The organism is Saccharopolyspora sp. NPDC050389 (assembly GCF_040655595.1).
Lineage (GTDB): Bacteria > Actinomycetota > Actinomycetes > Mycobacteriales > Pseudonocardiaceae > Saccharopolyspora.
The window spans coordinates 129,677-150,599 of record NZ_JBFAKG010000005.1; the positions used below are offsets into that span (position 1 = coordinate 129,677).

Annotated in this window: 16 protein-coding genes; 7 read left to right on the plus strand and 9 right to left on the minus strand. The window is 71.6% G+C overall.

The features are described from left to right. Window positions 1-4: 4 nt before the first annotated feature. Genes AB0I53_RS04995 through AB0I53_RS05005 form a run of 3 tightly spaced genes read right to left on the minus strand, consistent with a single transcriptional unit; the run spans window position 5 to window position 7,753 of the window. Window positions 5-2,254 (minus strand): vWA domain-containing protein, encoded by a 2,250-nt coding sequence (locus AB0I53_RS04995; RefSeq protein WP_358596594.1) that lies wholly within the window; start codon window positions 2,252-2,254, stop codon window positions 5-7. Further along, window positions 2,247-5,003, minus strand: a complete 2,757-nt coding sequence (locus AB0I53_RS05000) for a CHAT domain-containing protein (RefSeq protein ID WP_358596597.1) — start codon at window positions 5,001-5,003, stop codon at window positions 2,247-2,249. The genes AB0I53_RS04995 and AB0I53_RS05000 overlap by 8 nt, the downstream gene beginning before the upstream one ends. After that, window positions 5,000-7,753 carry a hypothetical protein gene (locus AB0I53_RS05005; protein WP_358596600.1) on the minus strand — a complete coding sequence of 918 codons (2,754 nt, stop codon included), beginning with the start codon at window positions 7,751-7,753 and terminating at the stop codon, window positions 5,000-5,002. The genes AB0I53_RS05000 and AB0I53_RS05005 overlap by 4 nt, the downstream gene beginning before the upstream one ends. A 308-nt stretch (window positions 7,754-8,061) precedes the next feature. Between AB0I53_RS05005 and AB0I53_RS05010 the strand changes: the two genes are divergently transcribed. Both AB0I53_RS05010 and AB0I53_RS05015 read left to right on the plus strand, forming a co-directional pair. Continuing rightward, window positions 8,062-8,841 carry a hypothetical protein gene (locus AB0I53_RS05010; protein WP_358596603.1) on the plus strand — a complete coding sequence of 260 codons (780 nt, stop codon included), beginning with the start codon at window positions 8,062-8,064 and terminating at the stop codon, window positions 8,839-8,841. Further along, window positions 8,838-10,577, plus strand: a complete 1,740-nt coding sequence (locus AB0I53_RS05015; RefSeq protein WP_358596605.1) for a hypothetical protein — start codon at window positions 8,838-8,840, stop codon at window positions 10,575-10,577. Before AB0I53_RS05010 ends, AB0I53_RS05015 begins: the two co-directional genes overlap by 4 nt. Window positions 10,578-10,598: 21 nt before the next feature. Here AB0I53_RS05015 and AB0I53_RS05020 read toward each other — a convergent pair whose 3' ends face one another. Further along, window positions 10,599-12,572, minus strand: a complete 1,974-nt coding sequence (locus AB0I53_RS05020) for a hypothetical protein (RefSeq protein WP_358596608.1) — start codon at window positions 12,570-12,572, stop codon at window positions 10,599-10,601. A gap of 102 nt (window positions 12,573-12,674) precedes the next feature. Here AB0I53_RS05020 and AB0I53_RS05025 point away from each other — a divergent pair, with 102 nt between their 5' ends. Both AB0I53_RS05025 and AB0I53_RS05030 read left to right on the plus strand, forming a co-directional pair. Then, window positions 12,675-13,655, plus strand: coding sequence for a hypothetical protein (locus tag AB0I53_RS05025; RefSeq protein ID WP_358596611.1), 981 nt, complete (start codon window positions 12,675-12,677; stop codon window positions 13,653-13,655). 147 nt (window positions 13,656-13,802) lie between these two features. Then, a complete protein-coding gene (locus AB0I53_RS05030; protein ID WP_358596614.1) occupies window positions 13,803-14,039 on the plus strand; it encodes a hypothetical protein in 237 nt (78 codons plus the stop codon). A 63-nt stretch (window positions 14,040-14,102) separates the two neighbouring features. On the opposite strand, the gene AB0I53_RS05035 is transcribed toward AB0I53_RS05030, so the two are convergent. Both AB0I53_RS05035 and AB0I53_RS05040 read right to left on the minus strand, forming a co-directional pair. Further along, window positions 14,103-14,420 (minus strand): DUF6191 domain-containing protein, encoded by a 318-nt coding sequence (locus AB0I53_RS05035; protein WP_358596617.1) that lies wholly within the window; start codon window positions 14,418-14,420, stop codon window positions 14,103-14,105. Between the two features lie 44 nt (window positions 14,421-14,464). Further along, on the minus strand, window positions 14,465-15,565 hold the full coding sequence (locus tag AB0I53_RS05040) for a hypothetical protein (RefSeq protein ID WP_358596620.1): 1,101 nt from the start codon (window positions 15,563-15,565) through the stop codon (window positions 14,465-14,467). 378 nt (window positions 15,566-15,943) lie between these two features. Between AB0I53_RS05040 and AB0I53_RS05045 the strand changes: the two genes are divergently transcribed. Then, window positions 15,944-16,807, plus strand: a complete 864-nt coding sequence (locus tag AB0I53_RS05045) for an NAD(+)/NADH kinase (protein ID WP_358596623.1) — start codon at window positions 15,944-15,946, stop codon at window positions 16,805-16,807. 8 nt (window positions 16,808-16,815) lie between these two features. Here the strand turns inward: AB0I53_RS05045 and AB0I53_RS05050 are convergent, their stop codons facing one another. Together AB0I53_RS05050 and AB0I53_RS05055 are read right to left on the minus strand one after the other, a co-directional pair. Continuing rightward, a complete protein-coding gene (locus AB0I53_RS05050; protein WP_358596626.1) occupies window positions 16,816-17,709 on the minus strand; it encodes a phosphotransferase in 894 nt (297 codons plus the stop codon). Window positions 17,710-17,751: 42 nt separating this feature from the next. Beyond that, window positions 17,752-18,219 carry a DUF6194 family protein gene (locus AB0I53_RS05055; RefSeq protein ID WP_358596629.1) on the minus strand — a complete coding sequence of 156 codons (468 nt, stop codon included), beginning with the start codon at window positions 18,217-18,219 and terminating at the stop codon, window positions 17,752-17,754. A 181-nt stretch (window positions 18,220-18,400) separates the two neighbouring features. Between AB0I53_RS05055 and AB0I53_RS05060 the strand changes: the two genes are divergently transcribed. Continuing rightward, on the plus strand, window positions 18,401-19,864 hold the full coding sequence (locus tag AB0I53_RS05060) for an FGGY-family carbohydrate kinase (RefSeq protein WP_358596632.1): 1,464 nt from the start codon (window positions 18,401-18,403) through the stop codon (window positions 19,862-19,864). Between the two features lie 81 nt (window positions 19,865-19,945). Further along, window positions 19,946-20,296, plus strand: coding sequence for a DoxX family protein (locus AB0I53_RS05065; RefSeq protein ID WP_358596635.1), 351 nt, complete (start codon window positions 19,946-19,948; stop codon window positions 20,294-20,296). A gap of 88 nt (window positions 20,297-20,384) precedes the next feature. Here AB0I53_RS05065 and AB0I53_RS05070 read toward each other — a convergent pair whose 3' ends face one another. Further along, window positions 20,385-20,819 carry a hypothetical protein gene (locus AB0I53_RS05070; protein WP_358596638.1) on the minus strand — a complete coding sequence of 145 codons (435 nt, stop codon included), beginning with the start codon at window positions 20,817-20,819 and terminating at the stop codon, window positions 20,385-20,387. Window positions 20,820-20,923: the final 104 nt, after the last annotated feature.

Genomic DNA, 20,923 nt, shown 5'->3' on the forward strand with positions numbered 1-20,923 from the left:
CACTTCAGGAGTCATACGGGTCGTACGTCCGCTTCGGCTTCGCCGATGGTCCACTTTGGATTCCTCTGCCACGTCGGGGTTTATCCGCGCGGCGCCGGGCGGGCCGGTCGTGGACGACCAGTTCCACGCCGTCGGCCAGTTCGAGCACATCGCCCGAGAGGCCGAGCGGTTCGCCGGACGGCCCGGTCAACACCGGCCCGCCCGCGGCCCGCCGCACCCGGTAGCGATCACCGCCGGAACCGCCGGTGATGCGGGTATCGGCGGCGCTTTCGCCGCGGTGGACGCCGAAGCGGAACTCCGCCCCGTGCTGGTGCGCCTTGACCGAGCTGCCGGTGGGCTGCCCGTGGCGGCGCAGCTCGACCCGGATGCCGCGGACGTCACGCTCGGCGTTGCGCCGCCGCCTCCGCAGCAGAACCGCGCCGACCGCCGCGACGACCGCCGCGAGGAGCAGGATCCAAAGCCACCAAAGGGTTTCGATCAGCGTCGGCGGTGCCACGACCTCGCGCTCGAACACCGGATCGCGCAGCACCAAGCCGGTGGTCTCGTCCACCAGCCGGATGCGGCCCTGGTTCGAGCCCAGCGCCGTCGCCGGATCGAAGGTGAGGGTGAAGCCCAGCCGCTGCGAGCCCGCCGCGGGCGGCACCACCAGCTTCTCCGGCGAGGCCCGCACCAGCGCGCCCTGGCTGAGGTCGGTCACCTCGACCCGGATCGTCCTCGGCTGGCCGGTCGCGTTGTTGACGTCGATGCTGCCGTTCAACGAGGTTCCGGCGACGACTTCGACGTCCGTGTCATCGAGGTTCAGCACGCTCTGCACTCCTCCCGCTCCGGACGAGATCCGGGTGGGCAAGATCTGGTGGTCGCCGCTCACGCCGACGCCGGTGATGCCGCCGACGAAGTCCAGCCGCCCCGTCGCGGTCGCGGGCACGACGATCCGGCCCTGGTACTCGCCGTCGCCGTCCTCATCGGAGAGTTCGACCGGCGGGAGCGGCGCGAACCCCTCGCCGCGCAGTTCCGCGGTCAACGTCAGGCCCGCCAACTGCGCCGGGTCCTTGATCGCCGTCCTGGCGCCACGCACCTGCATGAAGAACTGCACCGCCGATCCCGGGGCCGGCGTCTGCGGCGTGATGTACGGCAGCGCTCGGACCGCCCCCTGGAACACCGTCATGGCCCCGACTTCCTGCGGCGGCACGCCCGGCCGGGACTCCAGCCGCACGGTCCAGCGGCCCGGCGTCGGGTTGAGGATCCGCATCGCCTCGGCCTCGGTGTCCTGGCCGCTCAACTCGAAGTGGGAGCCACCGAAGTCGCCGGTGGCCGGCACCGTCTCGCCGTTGGGATCCAGGTAGCCGACCAGGACTCGCCGGTCACGCTTGAACACCAGGATCGAACCTTCGCTGGCGATCGCCGGCACGTCCACGGGCAGCTCGACCGTTCCGCCGGGGGACAACTGGCCGGGCACCGGCTCCCCGACGCTCGTGCAGCGGGCCGCGCTGGACGCCCGCCCGATGGCGCCCCACAGGTCGGCGGATTCCTTGATCACCGTCGCGCTCGGCGGCGCGGTGCGTAGCCCGCAGCGGGCTTGCGCGGCGCCGGTGGCGAACTGGTCGAGCTGTTTCTGGTCGGCCTGGCCGAATCCCAGCGGCCACACGCTGACACCGGCCTGTTTCAGCTCGTCCAGCACGCCGGGCAGCCGGAACCGAGCGGCGGCGTTGCGCTCGTCGTCGGTCGTGCCGTAATACGGGCTGTCGCGCACGTCCAGCACGCCGTCCGTCAACAGGAAAACGATCTTGGGCTGGCCGTCCGCGCCCGGCGCGCTGAGGTAGCTCAGCGCCTTCTGCATGGCCCGGACGTGGTCCGTGCCGTCGCCCTCGGCCGGGGTGCGCCGGTGGATCCCGCCGACGCAGTCGCCGAGGGCCTGGCGGTTCTGCGACGAATCCGGTTTCATCGGCGGGCAGATCGGGTCGACCACCGACTGGCCGGGCGTGTTCTCGCTGCCGAATCCCAGCACCGACACGGTGGAATCCCGGGCGGGCTCGCCCTGGACGATCACCCGCGCCGCGTCGCGCTCGGCCGCGATGTCCTGCTCGGTCAGGCTCCCGGACTGGTCGACCAGCAGCACGATCTGCACCGGCTGCAACGCGGGCGGCGCGTCCTGCGCCGACGCCGGCGGCAGCGCGGTCAGCGGCATCGCGCCGGCCAGCAGCAGTGCCGCTGCCCTGGCGTTCCACCGCCCGGTCGCCGATCGCAATTCACGCATCCTTTCTCCCCAGGAGTCGGAGTGCCGCGTCCCACCAGCGGGAAACCGGCTCATGCCAAACCTTTTGGTGTCCGACGTCGCCGTAGAGCGTCCACACCGCCCAGCGCGCCGGATGACCGCCCGGCCCCGCGTGGTGCTTTCCGTGTTCCTCTTGCAGCGCCAGGAAAAGCGCCACATCGCGCGGGTGGCGGCGCAGGTTCTTCTCGAAGCTGTTCAGCACTCGGGCGGCCACGTCGTCGAGCGCGTCCCACCGCGCTGCCACCACCGATGAGGCTCCGGCGAGGAAAGCGGCGCGGACGAAGCCGGTGCGCTCGTCGCGGCCGATGCGCTCGGCCATCCCGGACTCGCACGAGCCCAGCGCCAGCGTGCCGGTGCCGCTGAGGTTCATGGCCTGGAACTCGCGGGCGCTCAGCTGCCCGGATTCTCCCTCGGGCGCCAGGAAGAGGATCGATTCCGGGGCGGAATCCGGCTGGAACACGCCGTGACCGTCGATGCGGACCTGGCGGTACCGCCCGGAAACCAACGCCTCGCGCAGGGCCGCAGGGGTCGCCGCGGCGCGGTCCAGCACCTTGCGGCCCGGCACCTCCTCGGCCGGTTCGAGCGCCTGCTCATCGACGGTGCCGGAGTCGTGCGGCGCTGCAGCATTCGGTTGCACCAGCAGCATCTGCCCGCCTCGCGTGCCCCGCTGCCCGCGAGCACGCCGGCGCAGCGGCCGCCTGATGGACAGGCACGGGAGGTCGGACAACGCGTACTCGCCGCCGAGCAGCTTCCCGGACGGCCCCGGGCAGGGCAGCAGCGCGAACGGGAGCTCCGCGAGATCACCGCCGGCGACCACCGCGATCCGCTCGACGTGTCCGGGCAACTTCCCGAGCAGACCGATCCCCAGCAGGCTCACGACCTCGTTCAACTTCTCGTCGAAGAAGCACGTCCCGGTGCTCCTGGACTTGCGCAGCCGCCCTTCGAGCCGGACGCCGTTGAGCCAGCAGTCCTTCAGCTCGTCGATCGCCTTCGCGAGGTCGATCTTGGTGGAGCCGGGCGCGCCACGCACGAATGCGTGCCGCACGTGCACCCCGAACGGCCGCCTGCGCCAGATGAACGCGTGGTGGACGCCGTCCGGGGTGGCGTGCAGCATCCAGATCAGCTGCTTGCGGGGAAGCCCGCGCGCGGCCCGGCGAATCCAGCGCCGCGCAACGGCGAGGTCACCGGGGCCGGGCAGGTCGCGCACCAGCGGCTGCTCGCCGGGCAGGATCCGAGGCAGGATCGCCGAACCCCTGGCGGCCTCCATCGCGATGACCGCTGCGGCCACCGCGTGCTTCTCGCCGCGCTCGATCGCCCGGTCCGCCGCATCGATCCGCTTGTCGAACTCCGTCGGATTCGCCAGCAGCATCCGGATGCGGTTCTCGTCGACCTCCTGCCGCGCCGCCAGCTTCTCCTCCAGCCGGTGCGCCTCGGCCCAGGATTCCGCCGCCCTCGCCAGGTGTTCCTCCCGACCGGCGGCGTCCAACTCGCGAAGCTGATCGTGGGCGTCGCCGAGACGGCGCAGCGCGGCGATCCGGTTCACCTCCGGCGAATCCTCGGTCGCGGCGCTCTCCTGGAAGTGGCGGACCGCCTGCGCGGCGGTGGTCGGATCGTGTTCGAGCTTGGCGGTCGCCAAGGCGACTTCGCCCGCGGCGAGGTGCCATTCGGCGACGTGCCAAGCGGCCGGTTCGAGCGGGGCTTTTTCGGCGAGCAGCAGCTCTTCCGCTTCGCCGACCCGCTGCTTCGCAAGGACTCGGCGTTCTGCTTCGGTGAGCCCGCTTTCGTCGGGTTGCTTGGGCCCGATGAGCCTCACTGCCGCTTCGGCATACGCGCGGACGGCTTGCAGCAGATGCCCGCCCATGCCCACCACGCTGTAGCTGTCGGCCCTCGGATCGAGCCGCTGCGCGGCGAGCCGGTTCTCCTCCGGATGCGCGGACTGCTTCGCCGCCGCCTCGAGCTCCGACATCAGCTCGTCGTCCACGGGCGAGTGCAGCAGGCGCAGCAGGCGGACCTTCGCGAAGAGGAAGTGGAACCGGATCGCCGGATCCAGCCGGTCGTCTTCGAGCGCGGGTGCCAGTTCGGCGAGCGCCTTCTCGTACCACCCGCCCGTTCGCAGCTCTTCCGCGCGAACCATCCTGGCCTGCGGCGAATCGTCGTCGCTGCGCACCGGCTCCGACGTATCGCCACGTTGCCGTTCGACCGCCCTGATGTCGAGGTCCACCGCGGCCACAGCCGCTTCGTCGCCCAGCGCGGCGAACACCGCGCGAGCCTCTCGGAGGTGGCGCAGTGCGCTGCTGAAGTCCCCGCGGTGCGCGGCGGCAAAGCCCCTCAGGCGGTGCAGCTGGGCTTCGTCCACGTCGCGCATCGGCTTCCCAGCGGCGATCCGCTCGATTTCGTCGACCTCCGCGCCGATCCAGGAGTCGTCACCCAGCACCAGTCGCGTCTCGGCGCACAGCAGCCGCAAGTGGAGGTTTTCCCCGTCCTTACCTAGATATTCCTCGCAGCGCTCCAACGCGGTCGTGCTGTCGCCGAGGATGCGGAGCCGGCTGACGTGCTGCATGGCGAGCGTGGTGATCAATTCCGACGGCAGGCCGGAGGCGAGCCGGGCCAGCTTCCGGTACGACCGGTCCATCGCTCGCGCATCCCGCTGTTCGAACGCCTCCCACGCCGCGTCGATCTCCAGGGCCAACGGCGACCCGTGGTCCACTGTGTACTTTGCCGGTTCGGTCATGAGGCGCATTCCTCCGCACGCTTCGGCGGAATCCCGTCGTCCTGCTGGCACTGCGTGACGAGCACGACCTGGCTACCGGGGCCGATGGGATACCCGAACGGTCCGAACGGCCCGAATCCCCAGTCACCGCCACCGGGCGGCAGACCGATCACGATGGCCCGATCGAGGTCGGGGGGAGCGCTGACGGAGCCCGCGTTGAGCAACGACCAGGCCCGCTCATCCCCGGAAATGGGCACGAAGCCGGTTTGAGCGACCGCATCCGCCTGCGGGACCGGCGTCGCGATGCGAACGCTCACCAGATCGTCGGGCGCGATCGGCCGGGTCAGGTGCGTCGGCCGATCGGTCGCGACGTAGACAGTCGCGGTGGCGGGCACCTGTCGCTGCAGGTCGCCGTATGTCATGGTGAATGGATCCGGCGCGGCCACCAGTCTCGACATGTCGAGGCCGGACAGCTGCGCGGGCCGGTCGACGCGGAGGTAGGAGTGGCCGGGCAACTCCACGACGAAACCCGACTGCGCCGGCTCGGTGGTCTTCGTGACCCAGCCCTCGTTGAAGCGGTACCCGGTCCCGCCCGGCTCGGGGTACGTGTAGAGGAAGCCGGGCGCATTCTCCAGCCCGTGCTCCGGGTTCTCGCTATCGCGCTTGACCAGATCCCGGAAACGCCCTAGCAGGCCGACGTTCACGACGACGTCGGTCTGCCGCACCCGGCCGGCCTCGGAATGCAGCGCGGCCACCGACGCGACCGGCTGCCCCTGGACCTCGACGCCGGTGGAGGCGCCGTGCTCGTCGGTCCGGTACCGGGCCTCGAAACTGCGCGGGCCGCCCTCGCCCCGGAAGCGCGCCTCACCGAACGGGATCTCCCGGCGAGGCGCGCCTTCGGTCGCCACCGACGCGCCGTCCGGACCGCGCAGGACGACCCGCGTCAGCCCCTCCGGCGATCCCTCGTCGCCGAGCTGCCTGATCCGGGCCGTTCCGGTGGCCGGGTCGACGTTGGTGGCGACCGGGTCGATCGGCTTGGCCCGCCGCACCCCGGGCGGCAGCGGGTTGTCGGCAGGCATCCCGTGCCGCTTCAAGGCACCGCCGAGCGACACTCCGCCGTACACATTGGACAAACCGCAGTCGGCGAACGCGGCCGACGGAACGGTCAGCACCGACTCCGGCCGATCGGGCAGCGACACGGAGGCGGGCTGCGCGCGCTCGCGCAGTTCGTCGTTCTGCGCGTGCCACTCCGCGAACCGAAGGTCGGAGCGGATCTCGTCGTCCGCCAGCCCCGGCAGTTCGTGCCCGCTCTCAGAAAGCCAATCGAGCGCCCCGGACCAGCGCATCAACTCTTCGAGCCGCCAGAACTCGGGCTCGTAGTCGGCGACGTCCGCGTAGTGGCGATCCCACCAGGCCGAGGCGCGGCCCATGCGGTAGGTGGGCTCGACCTCCCGCCCATCGGGCCCCTGCGACCGCACGAACAGCCGGGTCGCCTGGGCGCCGACGTCAACGCTGCCGGGGCGGTAGCCGAAAGCACCGTCGGCCTGCCCCAGCCACAGCCGGGCCGATTCCCCGGGTGGCGCCCGCTCCCCCGCCGGCGGGCAAAGCCCGGGCGGAGTGGGCACATCCGGTTGCGGCACGAACCCGGGAACCTTCCCGGCGGGCACTCCCGTGCCCACGCCGGCCACCCAGTCCTTCATGACCAGGTCGGAGTAGAAGGTCGTCATGCCGACCTCGGTGCCGGCGATTCCCCCTTCATAGCGGGCCTCGTTGACCACCGGGTTGCCGTGCAGCAGGTTGTACAACGCCCAAAGCTGGGTCCGGTCCGCGGGCAAGCCTCGCGCGCGCAACTCATCGGCGGACGGATCACCGCCGAATAAGTGCCCCTTGATGAGCTCGGTCAGCCCGGCATCCCAGTTCCCACCCGCGAGGCGGCCGACCAGTTCGGGCGCCAGATCGGGAATCGCGGCATGAATCTCGTCGACGCCCGAAATCTCCTTGGGGTCCAAGGAGAATCCCGGCCCGGCACCGCCCTGCTGGTGGTAGCCGCGCTGGAGCACGGAGACGTCCTCCAGGCTGACGTCGCCACCGGGCAGGTCCGGCCAGTCCCAGCCGGCCGCCCAGACCTGGCCGGCCCGCACCTCCAGCCGCGAGAGGTGGTTGGTGTCGGCGAGAAACGCTTCCAGGCCCGCCCGCTGGTCGACCTGAGCCTCGCGGTAGCCGTTGGCGGCGCGGAACTCCCCGGTGGGGCTCTTGGCCTGGGCGCGCAGCTCGACCTTCTGGTTCTCTGGGCGCATCCGGTAGCTGTGCACCTGCAGGTCGACCGGATCGGAGCCCGCGTCGACGCGGTGCTGGTCGAGAAGCCGGCCGAGGGTGCGGATCAGGTGCGGATCGTCCTCCGGGACGAGCAGGTGCAGCGTCTGACCGTCGAACAGCGACCGACCGGGGCCCGCGGGCTGCTCGACGAGCCCGTCGAACAACGGATCCCGCAGCGGCGTCGTGTCGTGCATGGCATCGACGATGCGGTCCTGGTCCATGCCCAGCGACGACGCCAGCGCGAGCCTGGCCCAGTCGCGGATCTGCTCGTCGGCCTCGGCCGGGTCGAGCCCGGCCAGCCAGGACGCGGCCTTCGAGTACGAGACGAGGTGGACGTCCTCCTCGCCCGGTTTTCCCGATCCCGCCGAGGAACAGGCGTCGGCCACCAGCAGCGTGAGCACCATCAGCCACCCGGTGGCGGCCGTGCGCCACCGTCGGCGGGTCGGGTCGGTCATGGCTGCCTTCCATGGTCAGCGATCCACATCTGCAACGGCCTGTGATCGTGCACTGACGGACGAGGGAGGGGTCCCGGCGTCGCGTCGCAAGATGAACACCGCTCGGGGGCGCGTCCGCCGCGGTCGAAGGCACCGCCCGATCCGGTCGTCCGTCAGGGGTTGTCGTCAGAGCCACCACGCATGGCGTCTCTCCTTCCGATCGGTCCGGCACGGTCCGCGGGCGGGCCGGGATCGGCCTTCCTGGGCCGGACAACCGAATGGCGAGCCGTCGCGGCGCGGCGGACACCCGGCGAGCGCGGAGGCAGCTCATGAGCGTCGTCACCTGGGACGGTCACCTGCGGATCGACCACCTCCCGGAGCGCGGCACGGTCGCCGTGACGCTGCTGACCGCGGAACCCGCCATGGAGGTGCGGTTGCGCAGCGGACTCGTCGCCGGATTCGCGACCTCCGATCCGGAAGGGCCGCCGACGTTCGTCTCGGTCGCGCTGCGGGACGACGGGATTCCGGACGACGTGGCGGAATTGCTGGGGCCGCGCGTCTCGGCGGCGGTCGCCGACGCGGTCGCCACGGGCGGTCGCGGAGGCTGGCTCGAACTCGACCTCGGCGAGGTCGACGGCCTCGCCGAGGCCTGGGCGCCGTACCGGGCGGCGGCGCTGGATTCGGCGATCCCGGCGCCCCGGGGCACGTTGGGCGCCTGGGCTGGTGAGCTGTGGACGCGGCTCGACCTGGCGGGCTGGGCCGATGCCCTGCGGGGCGGGGAACTGCAGTTCAGATCGGGGCGAACCGACGAACTCGAACCGGATCAGGAGATCTGGCGGTTGCCCGGCGAGCTCGCCGCCGCGGTCGGGGTGGATCCCGAGGTCACGTGGACGATTCGACCGCGCGCTGGGGGTGCGATCGAACTCGACCTGAGCGTTCGTCCTACCGGAGACGAGGCGAACGCCGTGCTCCAGGCGGGCCCGGACGACGGCTCGCAGCACTGGCAGACGTTCGAGCCGGATCCCTCCGGCGTCCTGCGCGCCCGGCTGGTCACGCCGGGCGATCCGATGGGCGTGCGGTTCCGCTCCGAGAGCCGGAGGTCGGCATGATTTCACGCGATGAGCTGGTGGCGGCCGCCGTCGAGGTGCTCCGCACGATCTACGCGAGCGACCTGCACGCGCTGGTGCACAAGTTCGGATCGCTGTCGGCGCTGCTCGACACCGTCGTCGAACGGGCCTGGAAAGTGGCTGCGAAGCTGGAGAAGACCGCTGCTCCGGTCGGCCCGGACGAGTGCGGCGTGCTCGCCGCGGCGTGCCTGACATGGGGCCGCTGGCACTCCGGTGTGCACGGCAACACCAGCAACGCGGCGGCGAAGTTCCGCCGCTACCGCCGCTTTCCCGTTCTGCCGTACGACATTCTGGTGCGGGTCGGCCGGGTCGACTCCGATGACGACGACCGCACCATCGCCCTGCTGGCCCGCACCGTGCGCATCCGACGGCTGATGACCGACGCCCGCCCGGTCGGCGAGCCGGAGCTACTGCTCAACGTGGTCGTACCGGCGATCGTCGAGGCGCTCGTGGAAATCCCCGGGCGGCAAGAGGTTTCCGACGCCGACGCGACGGACATCGTCCTCGACGTGCTGGAGCACGGGGCCCGGCTCACGGCCGAGTACCGGGTGGCGGGGCTGCCGGCCCCGAGCGCCGGCAATCCGCTCCCGGTCGCGGGAAACGCCGACTTCCTGGTCCGCCTCGCCGCCTACCGGATCGCCATCGCGGCGCGCCGGGGCCTGGTCGGGGACGATCCGCTCGGCGAGTTGGCGAAGCGGGTGCCCGAGCTGGCGGGCATCCTGAACAAGGCGATGACGCGGCCCGCGGGCTCCGCGATGCGACGCGGGCCCGACGAATCCGATGTGGCGGTGGCGATCGACCAGTTCGCGGTGCACCTCGGCAGCTCCGGGCCCGGCGGCCGCGCGGCGGGCAAGCGCGTCAACGCCGTGCACCGCGTGCTCAACCACCGGCTCCACCTCGACGAGAACTCCGACCAGGTGCCGGTCGACGACCTCGACCAGCGGCCGTCACCCGGCGCGCCGGATCACGGCGAACGGCTCTCCGACGTCGAGCAGCTGGCAGCCTGGTTCATCGCGAACCTGTTCGCGGGCGCGGAATCCGCCGCCCGAGACCCGCTGCTGGCGTGGCTGCGCAGCAAGCAGGACGAACGCCCGAAGACCCGCGATCTGCTGGTGCTCGTGCGCAGGCTGCGGATCGCCACCGACCGGCTCAGCCGCCTGGCGCAGGAGAAACCCGACGAGCTCGCGACCGCCGGGCCTCCCTGGCCGCAGGGAATCACCCAGGGCCAGTTCAAGGACCTGATCGCCCAACTGGCCGCGGCCACCGACCCTTCCGCCGTCGACGGCTGCACCCTGACCGGCGTCCACCAGTTCGCACTGGCCGCGCTCAATCCGCTGTGGTCGGAAAGGGCGCCCGTCGTCAAAGCGCTCACCGGCCAGCTGATGGCGAAGCTGACGCCGGACGCCAGGAACGACGACACCGCCAAAGCCCGGGCCAAAGCCGCGATCATCGTCCGGCACGGGGCACGGGCCCCAATGCAGTTCGTGGAGCGATCGACGCGGCCACGGCACGAACCGTGCTGCCCGGGCACCGGCCGAACGGGTTCGCCCAGAGAACCCGTTGCGGCGGACGAGATCTGCCCGCACCGGCAGTGGGGCGAGACCGGCCTGGTGGAAAACTACAGCTCGCTCGGCGAGTCCGCGGGCATCGCGCCGGACGCGGCACGCCGGCAGCTGGAGCGTTACCAGGGTCCCTGGCCCGAACTGCTGCGCCCGTAACGCCCTGCCGGGCAACGGCTTTCAGCCGATCGCGTCGAGGCGGCGCCGGAGGTCGGCCAGCAGCTCGTAGTGGCTGTAGCTGGCCTCGCTGCCGTCGGTGACCCGCCGCACCCAGTCCTCGGCCACCGCGAGCAACCGCCCGGCCCGCTCGACCTCGCCGGCATCCGCCAGCCCGGACTCGACGGCCGCGAGCAGCGCGGGCACGGCGAGCAGGCAGAAGTGCGCCGCAGGTTCGGTCGGCCGGGCCAGGAGCTCGGCGGTCTCCCGGTCGTCGAGCGCCTGGCGGATCCAGGCATACCCGCGCTCCGCCCAGTCCACGGCCTGCCCGTGCTGCCCGGCTTCGGCGGCGCGCCTGCTCAGGGTCGTCGTCGCCCGGGTCGCGACCTGCAACGACTGCCGCAGCGGCAGGAAGCTCTGCGTCCGCTTCCAGTACAGCTCGCGGGCGGGGATGACGGTGTCGGCGAACAGCTCGACGGCGGCGAGCAGATCGCTCTCGTCGTCGGGGTGGGACGCCAGGTAGGACGCGTAGTTGTGCAGGTGATGCCCGACGGCCAGCCGGGAGTCCTGGTCCCAATCGCGGGTGATCTGCAGGATGCGCCGGTAGGCGGCCCAGGTGCGGCGCAGCCAGTCGTCGAGTTCCGCGGGCGGCGGCAGCTTGGCCTCGGCGTCGGCGGCATTGGTCCGCCGCACGATGTTGATCTCGACGTTGGCCGACGAGATCGCCTCGGCCGCGGCGCCCCGGTCCACGACGCCTTCCTCGGCCAGCTCGATGCACCGCTCGACCTGCGCCATCAACTCCTCGACCGCGCCGGCCAGTTCGTTGCGGCGGTCGTGGCGCATCGTGTGCACGGTCATGTCGGCCGCGCGGCAGCGCGCGAGGACCGTCAGCGGATCGCCGGGGCCCAGGCACTCGGTCGCGAGCGCCGCCACCGCCGCGAGCAGCGGCACGATCGCCGCCCTGGTCCGCTCCCGCTCCTCGGCATCGAACTGCACCTGCCGCAGCACGGTGAGCAGGCCGATTAGCACCGCCCGCCGCGCGAGCACCGGAAGCTCGGCCAGCTCGGCCGCAGCCGGGATGCGCGGCAGCACTCCCGGCCCGGTGTCCTGGTCGAGCAGGTGTCCCGCCCGCTCGACGTAGCGGTCGACCTGCTCGGTGGGCGGCACGAGCGCCTCGACGACGAGCTGGCCGGGCCGGCGCTCGTTCAGCCACAGGTGGCTGGAACTGCGCTGCGTTCCGATGGCCATGAGCTCGCGCAGCAGCCGGTCCACCACCTCGCCCGGCACGTCCGCCCCGAGCAGCCGGGCCGTGCGATCGGCCAGTTCGAGATCGCGGGGCCGCGACGAGGTGCCCTCGCCGCCGTCGACGTGCGGCCCGCCGACCTCGCAGCGGGTGAGCGGCAGCTCGGCGGAACCACCGGCGAGCGGCAGGTACCAGTCGACGAGCAGCTCGCGCTGGATGGTGCGGGCCCGGATCGCGGCGGCGACCAGGGCGGGCTGCGTCCGGAAGGCTTCGAGGACCAGCGCGGCCCACGCGGCGAGGCGCGATCGGGCCGGCAGCTCCGACCCGTCGGCGGCGACGAGCAGCCCCATCCCGGACTCGACCGCGCGGACGACCGGCTCCAGCAGCCGGTTCGTCGCGGTCAGCACGACCGCGGCCTTCGTGTCGGGCCCGAAGCGGTTCAGCGTGGCGTTCGGGATCTCGTTGGGCAGCGACCCGCCCGGGCCGGTCACGGCGACGCGGTCGACGATGGCCCACGAGCCGGGCTCCGCGACCGGAGCCGCCTTGGCCGCCCGGCCGCGGGTCCGCAGCGGGGCTCCGCGCGCGATCTCCGACAACGTGATCTTGTTGTAGTCGGAGACCCAGGTCAGCGGGCCGAACGGGCCGCTCTCCCACGGCACGCCGAACAGCGGCGCGAGCTTGCGCGCCAGTCTCGCCGGGACGATCTCAGACCTGGCCTCCGGGATATCCGGCACCTCGGCGGGCAGCAGGCCCATTCACCCTCCTCCACTTCATGCGACACGCGCATCGTATGTCGGCCCATTTTAATCGAAAAAAACCGTGACGAGACTTTTTGCGTTCTCGTAAAATTTCGCGCCATGACGACAGTGCTTCCAGGTCTTCGCCCCACCGGCGACCGGCCGCAGCAGGCGGTCGGCATGCCCGAGCTGTTGGAGGTGATCTGGCACGAGACGCGCGCGAGCCGCGCGGCGATCCACCGTGCCCGGCCCAATACCCGCTGTGACCTGCGAATCAGCGCTTCCACCCCGAACCGGGAGTTGATCGGCACGATCCTGCTGGACGGCGACTGCGCCTGCCGCGATCTCCTCATCGACATGCTCGTGGAATGCCACCGGCACCTGGCCGACCGAGCGGGCCGGCTCGGGAACCCGCTGGGCGCCGCGCGCGTGCACGTGCGCAAGAAGGCCGTGCACGACTGGATCCGGCGGCGCCGGACCGAGGTCGGCGCGCAGGCCCGGGTCGACCGGCTCCGCAAGTCGGCGATGGCGCTGGGCCTGCCCGACGAATTCCACCGCGCCCTGCTGGAGTACCTGGCGGACGAGGCGGGCGTGATGGCCCCGCTGGACAGCCAGGAAGCCCTGCTCCGCAGGCTCGCCACCCGCTGCGCCGCCGAGTTCGGCGGCGCGGCGGAGCACTACCGCGCGCGGGTCGCGGCCGGCGTCACCGTCGTCGAGCGGCACTGCCGCTCCGGCACCCGGGTCAACGCCGGCACCACCGCGGAGCCGGAGAAGGTGACCTGGTGGGAGCGCTACATCGAGCGACCGATGGGCCGCAGACCGCGACGCACCGACAAGCCGATCGCCGCCCCGGAGTGCGGCGACGGAACGCACCAGCTACCCGAGCAGGACGGCACCGACACCGCGGAATTCGACGCCCGCGTCGTCGCCGTCCTGGTCGCCGCCCTCCGCCGCCAGCCCATCGCTCCCGACGCGGCCCTCCGGGCCGGGCTCGCCGACCTGGTCTCGCAGGGCCTGCTGCCGCAGCGGTGGGCCGTCGACCTGTGCTCCGACTGCAACCGCTTCGCCCGGGCGGCGAAGGAGCTGTCCGCGCTGCGCTGACGCTTCGCCCCCTTCCTGAACGAACTCGAACAGCGGCGCCACGGATTCGGACCGGCGGCGCCGCGCAGGAAAGGGGCGAAGATGCACCGAGGTCTGCCGCGGCTCTCCCGGCGGGACGGCCGAAAGACCGATCAGAGGCGGAGGGCGGTGGTCGTCCTGACGTTCACCGGGAACATCGGCACGATCTCCGCGACGCTCAGCGCGGCCGCGAATGCACCGATGCTGGTGCAGGTACTGCTGACGCTGGCATTCGGCACGGCCGTGGGCTTACTCGCCTACGAGGCGGGCCGCAACCGGCACCGCGACGAACCGGAAACGGGCGACACCGGACGTCGCGTCCTGCACCTGCGCATCGGGCGCAGCCGCGACGACCTGCCCGAATGACCATCAGAACCCTTGCCCGGCAACACGATTCATCCCACCGCGAGGCCGGTGCGGCCCGGCGGGCTACGCGCGCTCGCCCGGGCCGGCACCCGGAACATCGCGCCGCAGGATCACGATCCCGCGATCCAGATCGACGTCCTGGCCCGGCGGAGCGCCCTGGGCCTCTTCGTCCCGCATCATCGACATCGAGTCCCGGTGGTCCAGCTCCATCCGCTTCGTTCCGTAGAGGAAGGCCGTGACCTCGTCGACGTACGCGCCGGACAACGGAGTTCCGGCGCGCTTCCGGCGCCGCTTCTGCAGCAGCTCGTATCCCCCGACCGCCACCACCAAGAGCACGCTGCCCGGAATGGTCCACAACAGCGCTGCTTCCACCGAGTCCACACAGCGCGAACGATCCGGCAGCAGCGCGGGTTCCCGCCGGACGATCAGCTGCCCGCGATCTGCGCTGCCAGTTCGAGGTTCTGCACCGCCTCGGCGGGAGTGCGCCGACCGTGCCCGCAGGCGGCCGCGACTCCGGCGACGCGCTGGCCGAGCGTGGCCTCCGCGAGCGACAGCGCCTTCGCCGACAACTCGGGTTGCCGCTCGTCCACGCATCCGGCGATCACATCGATACCGCGAACGAGCCCGCGGAGCGGGGCGTAGGAGGTGACGTCCACCAGCGGAGGCTGGTCGCCGTGGGCCATCGGGATGTGGACGGCCGGCATCCGGCGGCCGAAGGCCCGCAGGCGCGCGGCCAGCGCGTTGATCACCAGAACCGCCGGCGCGAGGTCCTCCGGGCCGAACAGCGACACGTGCCCGAGATCGCCGTGGCAGAGGTGCAGCGTCCACCGCGTGCTGCTCGGCGCCGAAACGATCACGCGCGCGAGCTGGAACGCCAGCAGGTGCGCGATCACCGGCCGCGCCGGCTCCGGCACGCGATGCAGGGCGTAGAGAACCGCCGGGGATTCCAGCTGGAGCGCCACCTCGTCCGGCCCGTGGCGGTGCGTGATGGCGGCCACCTCGGCGGAGATCATCCGCTCGAACACCGGGAAGTACCGCAGCGCCCGAGCCGAAGCGCCCAGCGTGAACAGCGCGAGATCCAGCGGCGACGGCACGCTGACCTGCACCGGCGGCAGCGGCCCGAAACCGGCGCCCAGCTCCCGCCAGGAAGCGACCGCCGGGGAGACCTCCGCCAGGCGGCCCAGTTCGACGTCCTCGACCGTGAGCCGGTGTCCCCGCCGCACCCGGTAGACCGGCATGTCCGCGTAGCTTTCGCATTCGCCGGACCGCACCATCTCGAGCGCGGGCACCTGCGCCCGCGACATCAGGAAGTCGACGATCCAGCGCGGATCGACGTCGCACGGCACCGCGCTCAACCGAGCACCGGTGGTGTGGTCGAGCACCCACCGCATCCGCGTATGCAGGTCGGAGTCGAGGCCGCTCGGCAGCGAGCCCACCAGGTGCACGAAGCGCGGCGAGGCGGTTCGCGGGCCGGCCGCGGCGCGGGCCTGCGGTACCGGTGTTGCGGGATAGAGTCGCGAAGTCATCTGAGACCTCCGTGTGTTTCTGCGCGGCGAGCGGCCGGCTCGGAATGGCGATCAGGGCGATTGGGCCGTTGCGGCTGCGGCATGCCACCCGGTTCGTTGCCGGGGAATGCCTCGAAGGTCGGCGGGAACGTCCGGTCCGGTGCCGCTTGCGGCCGGCCGGCTTCCGGCGAATCGTTGTGGTGGAACGATTCGATGATCGCATTCCGCCGCCCCGGATGTCGGGCGCCGCCGGGGGAACCGGCCGCAAACCATCCGGTCCAGTGACGGACGCATCGGCATCGAGCACCCGACGAGCGGGCAACACGCCACAGTGGACCGACGGGCACCGCCGCCGCCTCCGCAGTGGATGCCTTCTCCCGGACCGAAAGGCGGCTGACGATGGGACTGATCGAGGCGGTCGGCCTGGTGCTGCACCCCGCGCGGCACCGCCCCGAGGTGATCGAGACGATCGCGACCTGGGCGCGCTCCAGGGACATCGAAGTGCTCGGCACGCCGGCGGAAGTCGCCGGCTTCGACCGGCCGATCACTGCCCTGCCGCCCGCGCAGCTGGCCCGGCGCGCAAACCTGCTAGTCAGCCTCGGCGGCGACGGCACCATGCTCCGGGCGCTGCGGCTCGGCTGCGAACACCAGATCCCGGTGCTCGGCGTGAACCTCGGGCGGCTGGGCTTCCTCGCCGAGATCGACGTGCCCGAACTGGATGAGGCGCTGTGCGCCATCGACGAGGACCGGTTCACCGTCGAGACCCGCTCCGGGCTGCGGATCAGCACCGCGGACCGCGAGGTCGTCGCGTTCAACGACGTCGCGCTGGTGCGAGTGCCCGGCCACGGCATGGCCCTGGTCGAGGTGCAGGTCGAGGGGCATCCCTTCGTCAGCTACGCCGCGGACGCCGTCGTCGTCGCCACGCCCACCGGCTCGACCGCCTACAGCTTCTCGGCCGGCGGCCCGATCGTCTCACCCGACGTCGAGGGCCTGCTGGTCACGCCGGTGGCACCGCACTCGGTCTTCAACCGCGCGCTCTTCCTGTCGCACAGGGAGAAACTCGCGCTGCGCATCCTGCCCACGAGCAGCGAGCTCGGCGTGGAGGTGGACGGACAGCTCGTCGCGCACCGATCGGCGGGCACGGCCCTCGACATCACGGTCGAACCGGCCGCCGCCCGGGTGGTGCGGCTCGGCCGCACCACCTACTACCAACGCGTGCAGCGCAAGCTCCACCTCACCGGATCAGCAGCCGAAACCACCTGAACCGGCGATCACGGCCGCGTCACACGGGCGAGAATCTCGCGCGCGAGGTCGCGGTAGCGGGCGGGGTGCTGGTGCGCCATGCCCGCCGCCCACACCGCGGCCTCCAGCTCCCGCGCCCGCAGGAACGGAGCCAGCTCCGCGCGCGTGCGCTCGGGCTCCCCGGCCGTCGTGGCATAAGCGCGCAGGGCGGCGGTCGCGTCGATGCCGACGCTGTCGATCATGACGGCGAGGTCCCATTCCCGCGGCCCCACGCAGGTTTCCTCGAGATCCGTCCACCACCAGGCGCCGTCGGTGAGCAGCAGGTTGCCCGCGTGGGAATCGCCGTGCAGCACGGCGTTCGAACCACCGAAGTCATCCAGTTCCGCCTTCACCGCCTCGTGCCTGGCGCGCAGGACACCGACTTCGCCCGGTTCCAGAACGTTTTCACGTTCCAGGGCGGCGAGCCCGTCCTCGATCTGATCGCGGACCGGGGTCAGGAACGGCAGCGTGCCGGGATAGTCGTCCAGCGCGAGGTGCAATCGCGCCAACGACTCTCCCAGCACCGCCGCGTCCGGGCGCTGCGGGGAGCACGGCCGGTACGCCCACAGGCTCACCCCGAAACCGTTGTGCCGGTGCGGGCCGGGATCGACCAGCTCGGCGGGCGGGATCACCGCGGCGCCCCGCCGCGCGGCGAAGCCCGCGACGGCGACTTCCCGGGCCAACCAGGCCAGGGGTTCGCGGCGGGTCCACGCGGTCAGCGTGGCCACCCGTGCGACGACCGGCGCCGGCGCGAAGTGCACCAGCAGGTTGCCCCGGTTGGAGAGGACCCGCAGATCCTCCAGCGGAAGCCCGTGCACTCGCCCGACCGCCATCGCCGCGTCCAGTCCGCCTCGAACACGCACTTCGAGCAGGTCAGATCCCATGCCGATCAGTATTGCCGCCGCAGCAAGCGAATTCCGCGCCGGTCAGGACTTGGCCTTGCGCGCCTTCTGGTTCGCGTGCTTGCGGGCCGCGAAGTCGTGCGCCTCGTCGAGCAATCGCCTTACCTCGCCGGTGGTTTCCGGCCCCGGGTTCACTACGCACACCCAGTACTGGGAGGCGTAATGCGGGTGCGGCAGCACCTGATCTCGCGCCGCGTAGTCGAATTCCGTGGCGAGCACGCCGCGCTCGTCGCGGGCCGTGGGCGCCGGCCCGAACCTCGCCGTGAAGGAGTCCTTGGTCAGGCCGATGTTGATCCGGTAGGCGCCCGGGTGGTCGAGGTCGGAGACCGTGTCGTAGTTGTCGCCGGTCACGATCGTCGCGAACGGCATCCAGCGGTCATCGGGGAGATCGCCGTCCGGGTCGTGGACGAAGAACGTGTCCCCGGCGTTCTCGACGGCTCGGACCCCGTCGAAGGTCTCCTCGATGTATCGCGTCATGGCGGTGGCGTCCACCCGGCTGCCTCCTCGATTTCGCCGGTCTCGGTCCTTCAAGTTTCTCATTGAAGTTGCTTTTGAGGCTTTTCCGAGATCGAGCTGGAGAAACCAGGCTTTGATGGTCGAGAATCCTCAAATCGCAGTTCATAACCGTCGAGTGCCGGAACCGGCCAGCGCGGGCTCCTGGTAGTTGTTGCTCATGCGCGCACCGGAGCTGATGCTGGGGATCGACGTCGGGACGACGGCCGTCAAGGTCGCCGCCTTCGGCTTGGACGGGACACCGGTCGCCGCGCACACCACGGGCTACCCGATCGCCCGGCCGCGGCCCGGCTGGGCCGAGCAGGACCCGCTCGACTGGTGGCGCGGTTGTGAGGACGGCATCCGCGCCGTCCTCACCGGACTCCCGGCGAGCGCGGTGCGGTCCGTCGGCGTCGTCAGCCAGGTGAACACCCACGTCTTCGTCGACGAGCAGCTGCGCCCGCTGGCGCCGGCGATCATCTGGCAGGACCAGCGCTGCGCCGAGATCGCCCGCGAGCTCGACGCGCGGTTCACCCCGCAGGAGAAGACCCGGGTCTGGGGCGGGCCGATCGTGCTCGACGCGTCGTTCGTCGGGGCCCGCGCGGAGTGGTTCGCGCGCGCCGAACCGGCGAAGTGGGCCCGCACCCGGTGGGTGCTGAGCCCCAAGGACTTCGTGATCGCCAAGCTCACCGGCAGGCTGGCGACCGACCAGCTCTCCGGAGTCCGCGTGGCCGGCTCCGCCGGATACCTCCCGGAAGCCGTCGGCGTCGTCGACGGCCTCGCCGAGAAGTTGCCGGAGATCCTCGAACCCGAGACTCCGGTCGGGCGCGCGACGGATCCCGCGCTGGGCGCCGCCGAGGTCGCGGTCGCGACGATGGACGCGTTCAGCGCCGTCTTCGGCAGCCGCACGACCGAGGCCGGGCGCGGCATGGTGTCGTGCGGGACGTCGCTGGTGGTCGCGGGCGCCTCGCACGAGTCGGTACCCGTCGGGGAAGTCGTCACGTTTCCGCCGCGGAACGGGCTTTTCGTGCACGCGGGGCCGACGCAGGCCGCGGGCGACGCGCTGCGCTGGTGGGGCGAAGTCGCGGGCCTGAGCACCGAGGAGGTGCTCGCCGCCGCGGCGACCGGCGCCCCGGGAGTGATCTTCACGCCGCACCTGATGGGCGAGCGCGCCCCGCTGTGGGATTCCGACGTGCGCGGCAGCTTCTTCGGGCTGAGCTCCGCGACTTCGACGGCCGACATGTCCCTCGCGGTCCTGCAGGGCGTGGCGATGTCCGGTCGGCACGTGCTCGACGCGGTGGAGCGTGCGTGCGGAATGCCGCTGCCGTCCCTGACCTTCTCCGGCGGCGGCGCGCGAAGCGACCTGTGGACGCAGATCCACGCGGACATCCTCCAGCGCCCCATCGAACGGCTGCGGGTGCACGACAGCGCCGTGCTCGGCGCGGCCCTGCTGGGCGCCGTCGGCGCGGGCACCTACCCGGACATCGAGACCGCGGCCGCCACCACCGTCGCGGTGGACCGCGTCTTCGCTCCCGCACCCGACGCCGACCGCCTGACGCCCCTGTACGAGGCGTACCGCGGCTCGCACGCGGCCCTGCGCGATCTCCACGGCCACCTCGCGAAATGGCGAGCCGCGAACGCCTGAGAGCCGGGCCTGTCACAACCCGGCGCGCTCCCCCGTCCTAGTGGCGAAAGCTCGAATCGCCCGACCGAACAGGGAGCGAACATGATCGAACCGTGGTGGCCGCTGGCCGTGCTGGCCGTCGTCCAGTTCGGCGATGCAATCATGTGCATCAAGCCCATGGCCTTCATCCGCCAGTGCCTCGAAGACGTCGGCTTCCCCGAGCAGTACTGGTGGCTGCTCCCGGCGCTGAAGATCGCGGCCACCGCGGGTCTGATCATCGGCATCTGGTTCCGCCCGCTGGCGATCCTGACCTGCGCGGCCCTGGTGCTGTACTTCCTGATCGCGTTCGCTTCGCACGTCCGCATGAAGGACTTCGGCCGGAACCTGTTCCTCAACTGCACCGGCATGCTCGCCGCCTGCATCGCGGCCCTGGTTTTCAGCATCGTCGCGTGACTGGCTCCCGGAATCCGACTGCGCCGGCACGGATCGATCCGCGCCGGCGCGCGGTTTCGCGAACTCGGTGCCGCGCGACCAGGTCACTTCAGGCCTTTCGCAGAGCCTGCGCTTCCTCGAAGGTGAGCGCCTGGTAGATCGCGGAGAGGAGCTTGAAGGCTTCGCCGTCGTACGACGCGCCCTTCTCCTCGTGATCAGCGCTGGGGAAAGGGCGAACCGACGTGGCCACGGACGCGATGATGCTGTTGCACAACGTCGCGAGCCTCCTGTGCTGCTCCTCCGGAGCAAGGGAAGCGAGCGCGCCGAAGAGCGCCTTGGTCGCTTCTCCGACGCCGAGGCCGCTTCCGTGCTCGGGGAACCGGATGTTGAACAGCGGAACGTCCTCGCCGGTCTTGAGCTTCGCCGGGTCCGGCTCCACCCGGAGCTGGCCGACGAGCTCGGTGAGCGTGATGCTCCCCGCCTCCACCGTCTCCCCCACGCTCGTTCGCAGAGCTTCCTCCAGATTCGGAAGCTTGGGTGCCATCTCTGCTCCTCGGTAACGGTTTTCGCGGATCGGGTGCGCACACCCGGTCCGACCGTACGAACGCGGCACCGGCCACGCCCGCCGAAAGCGGACGCATTCCCTCC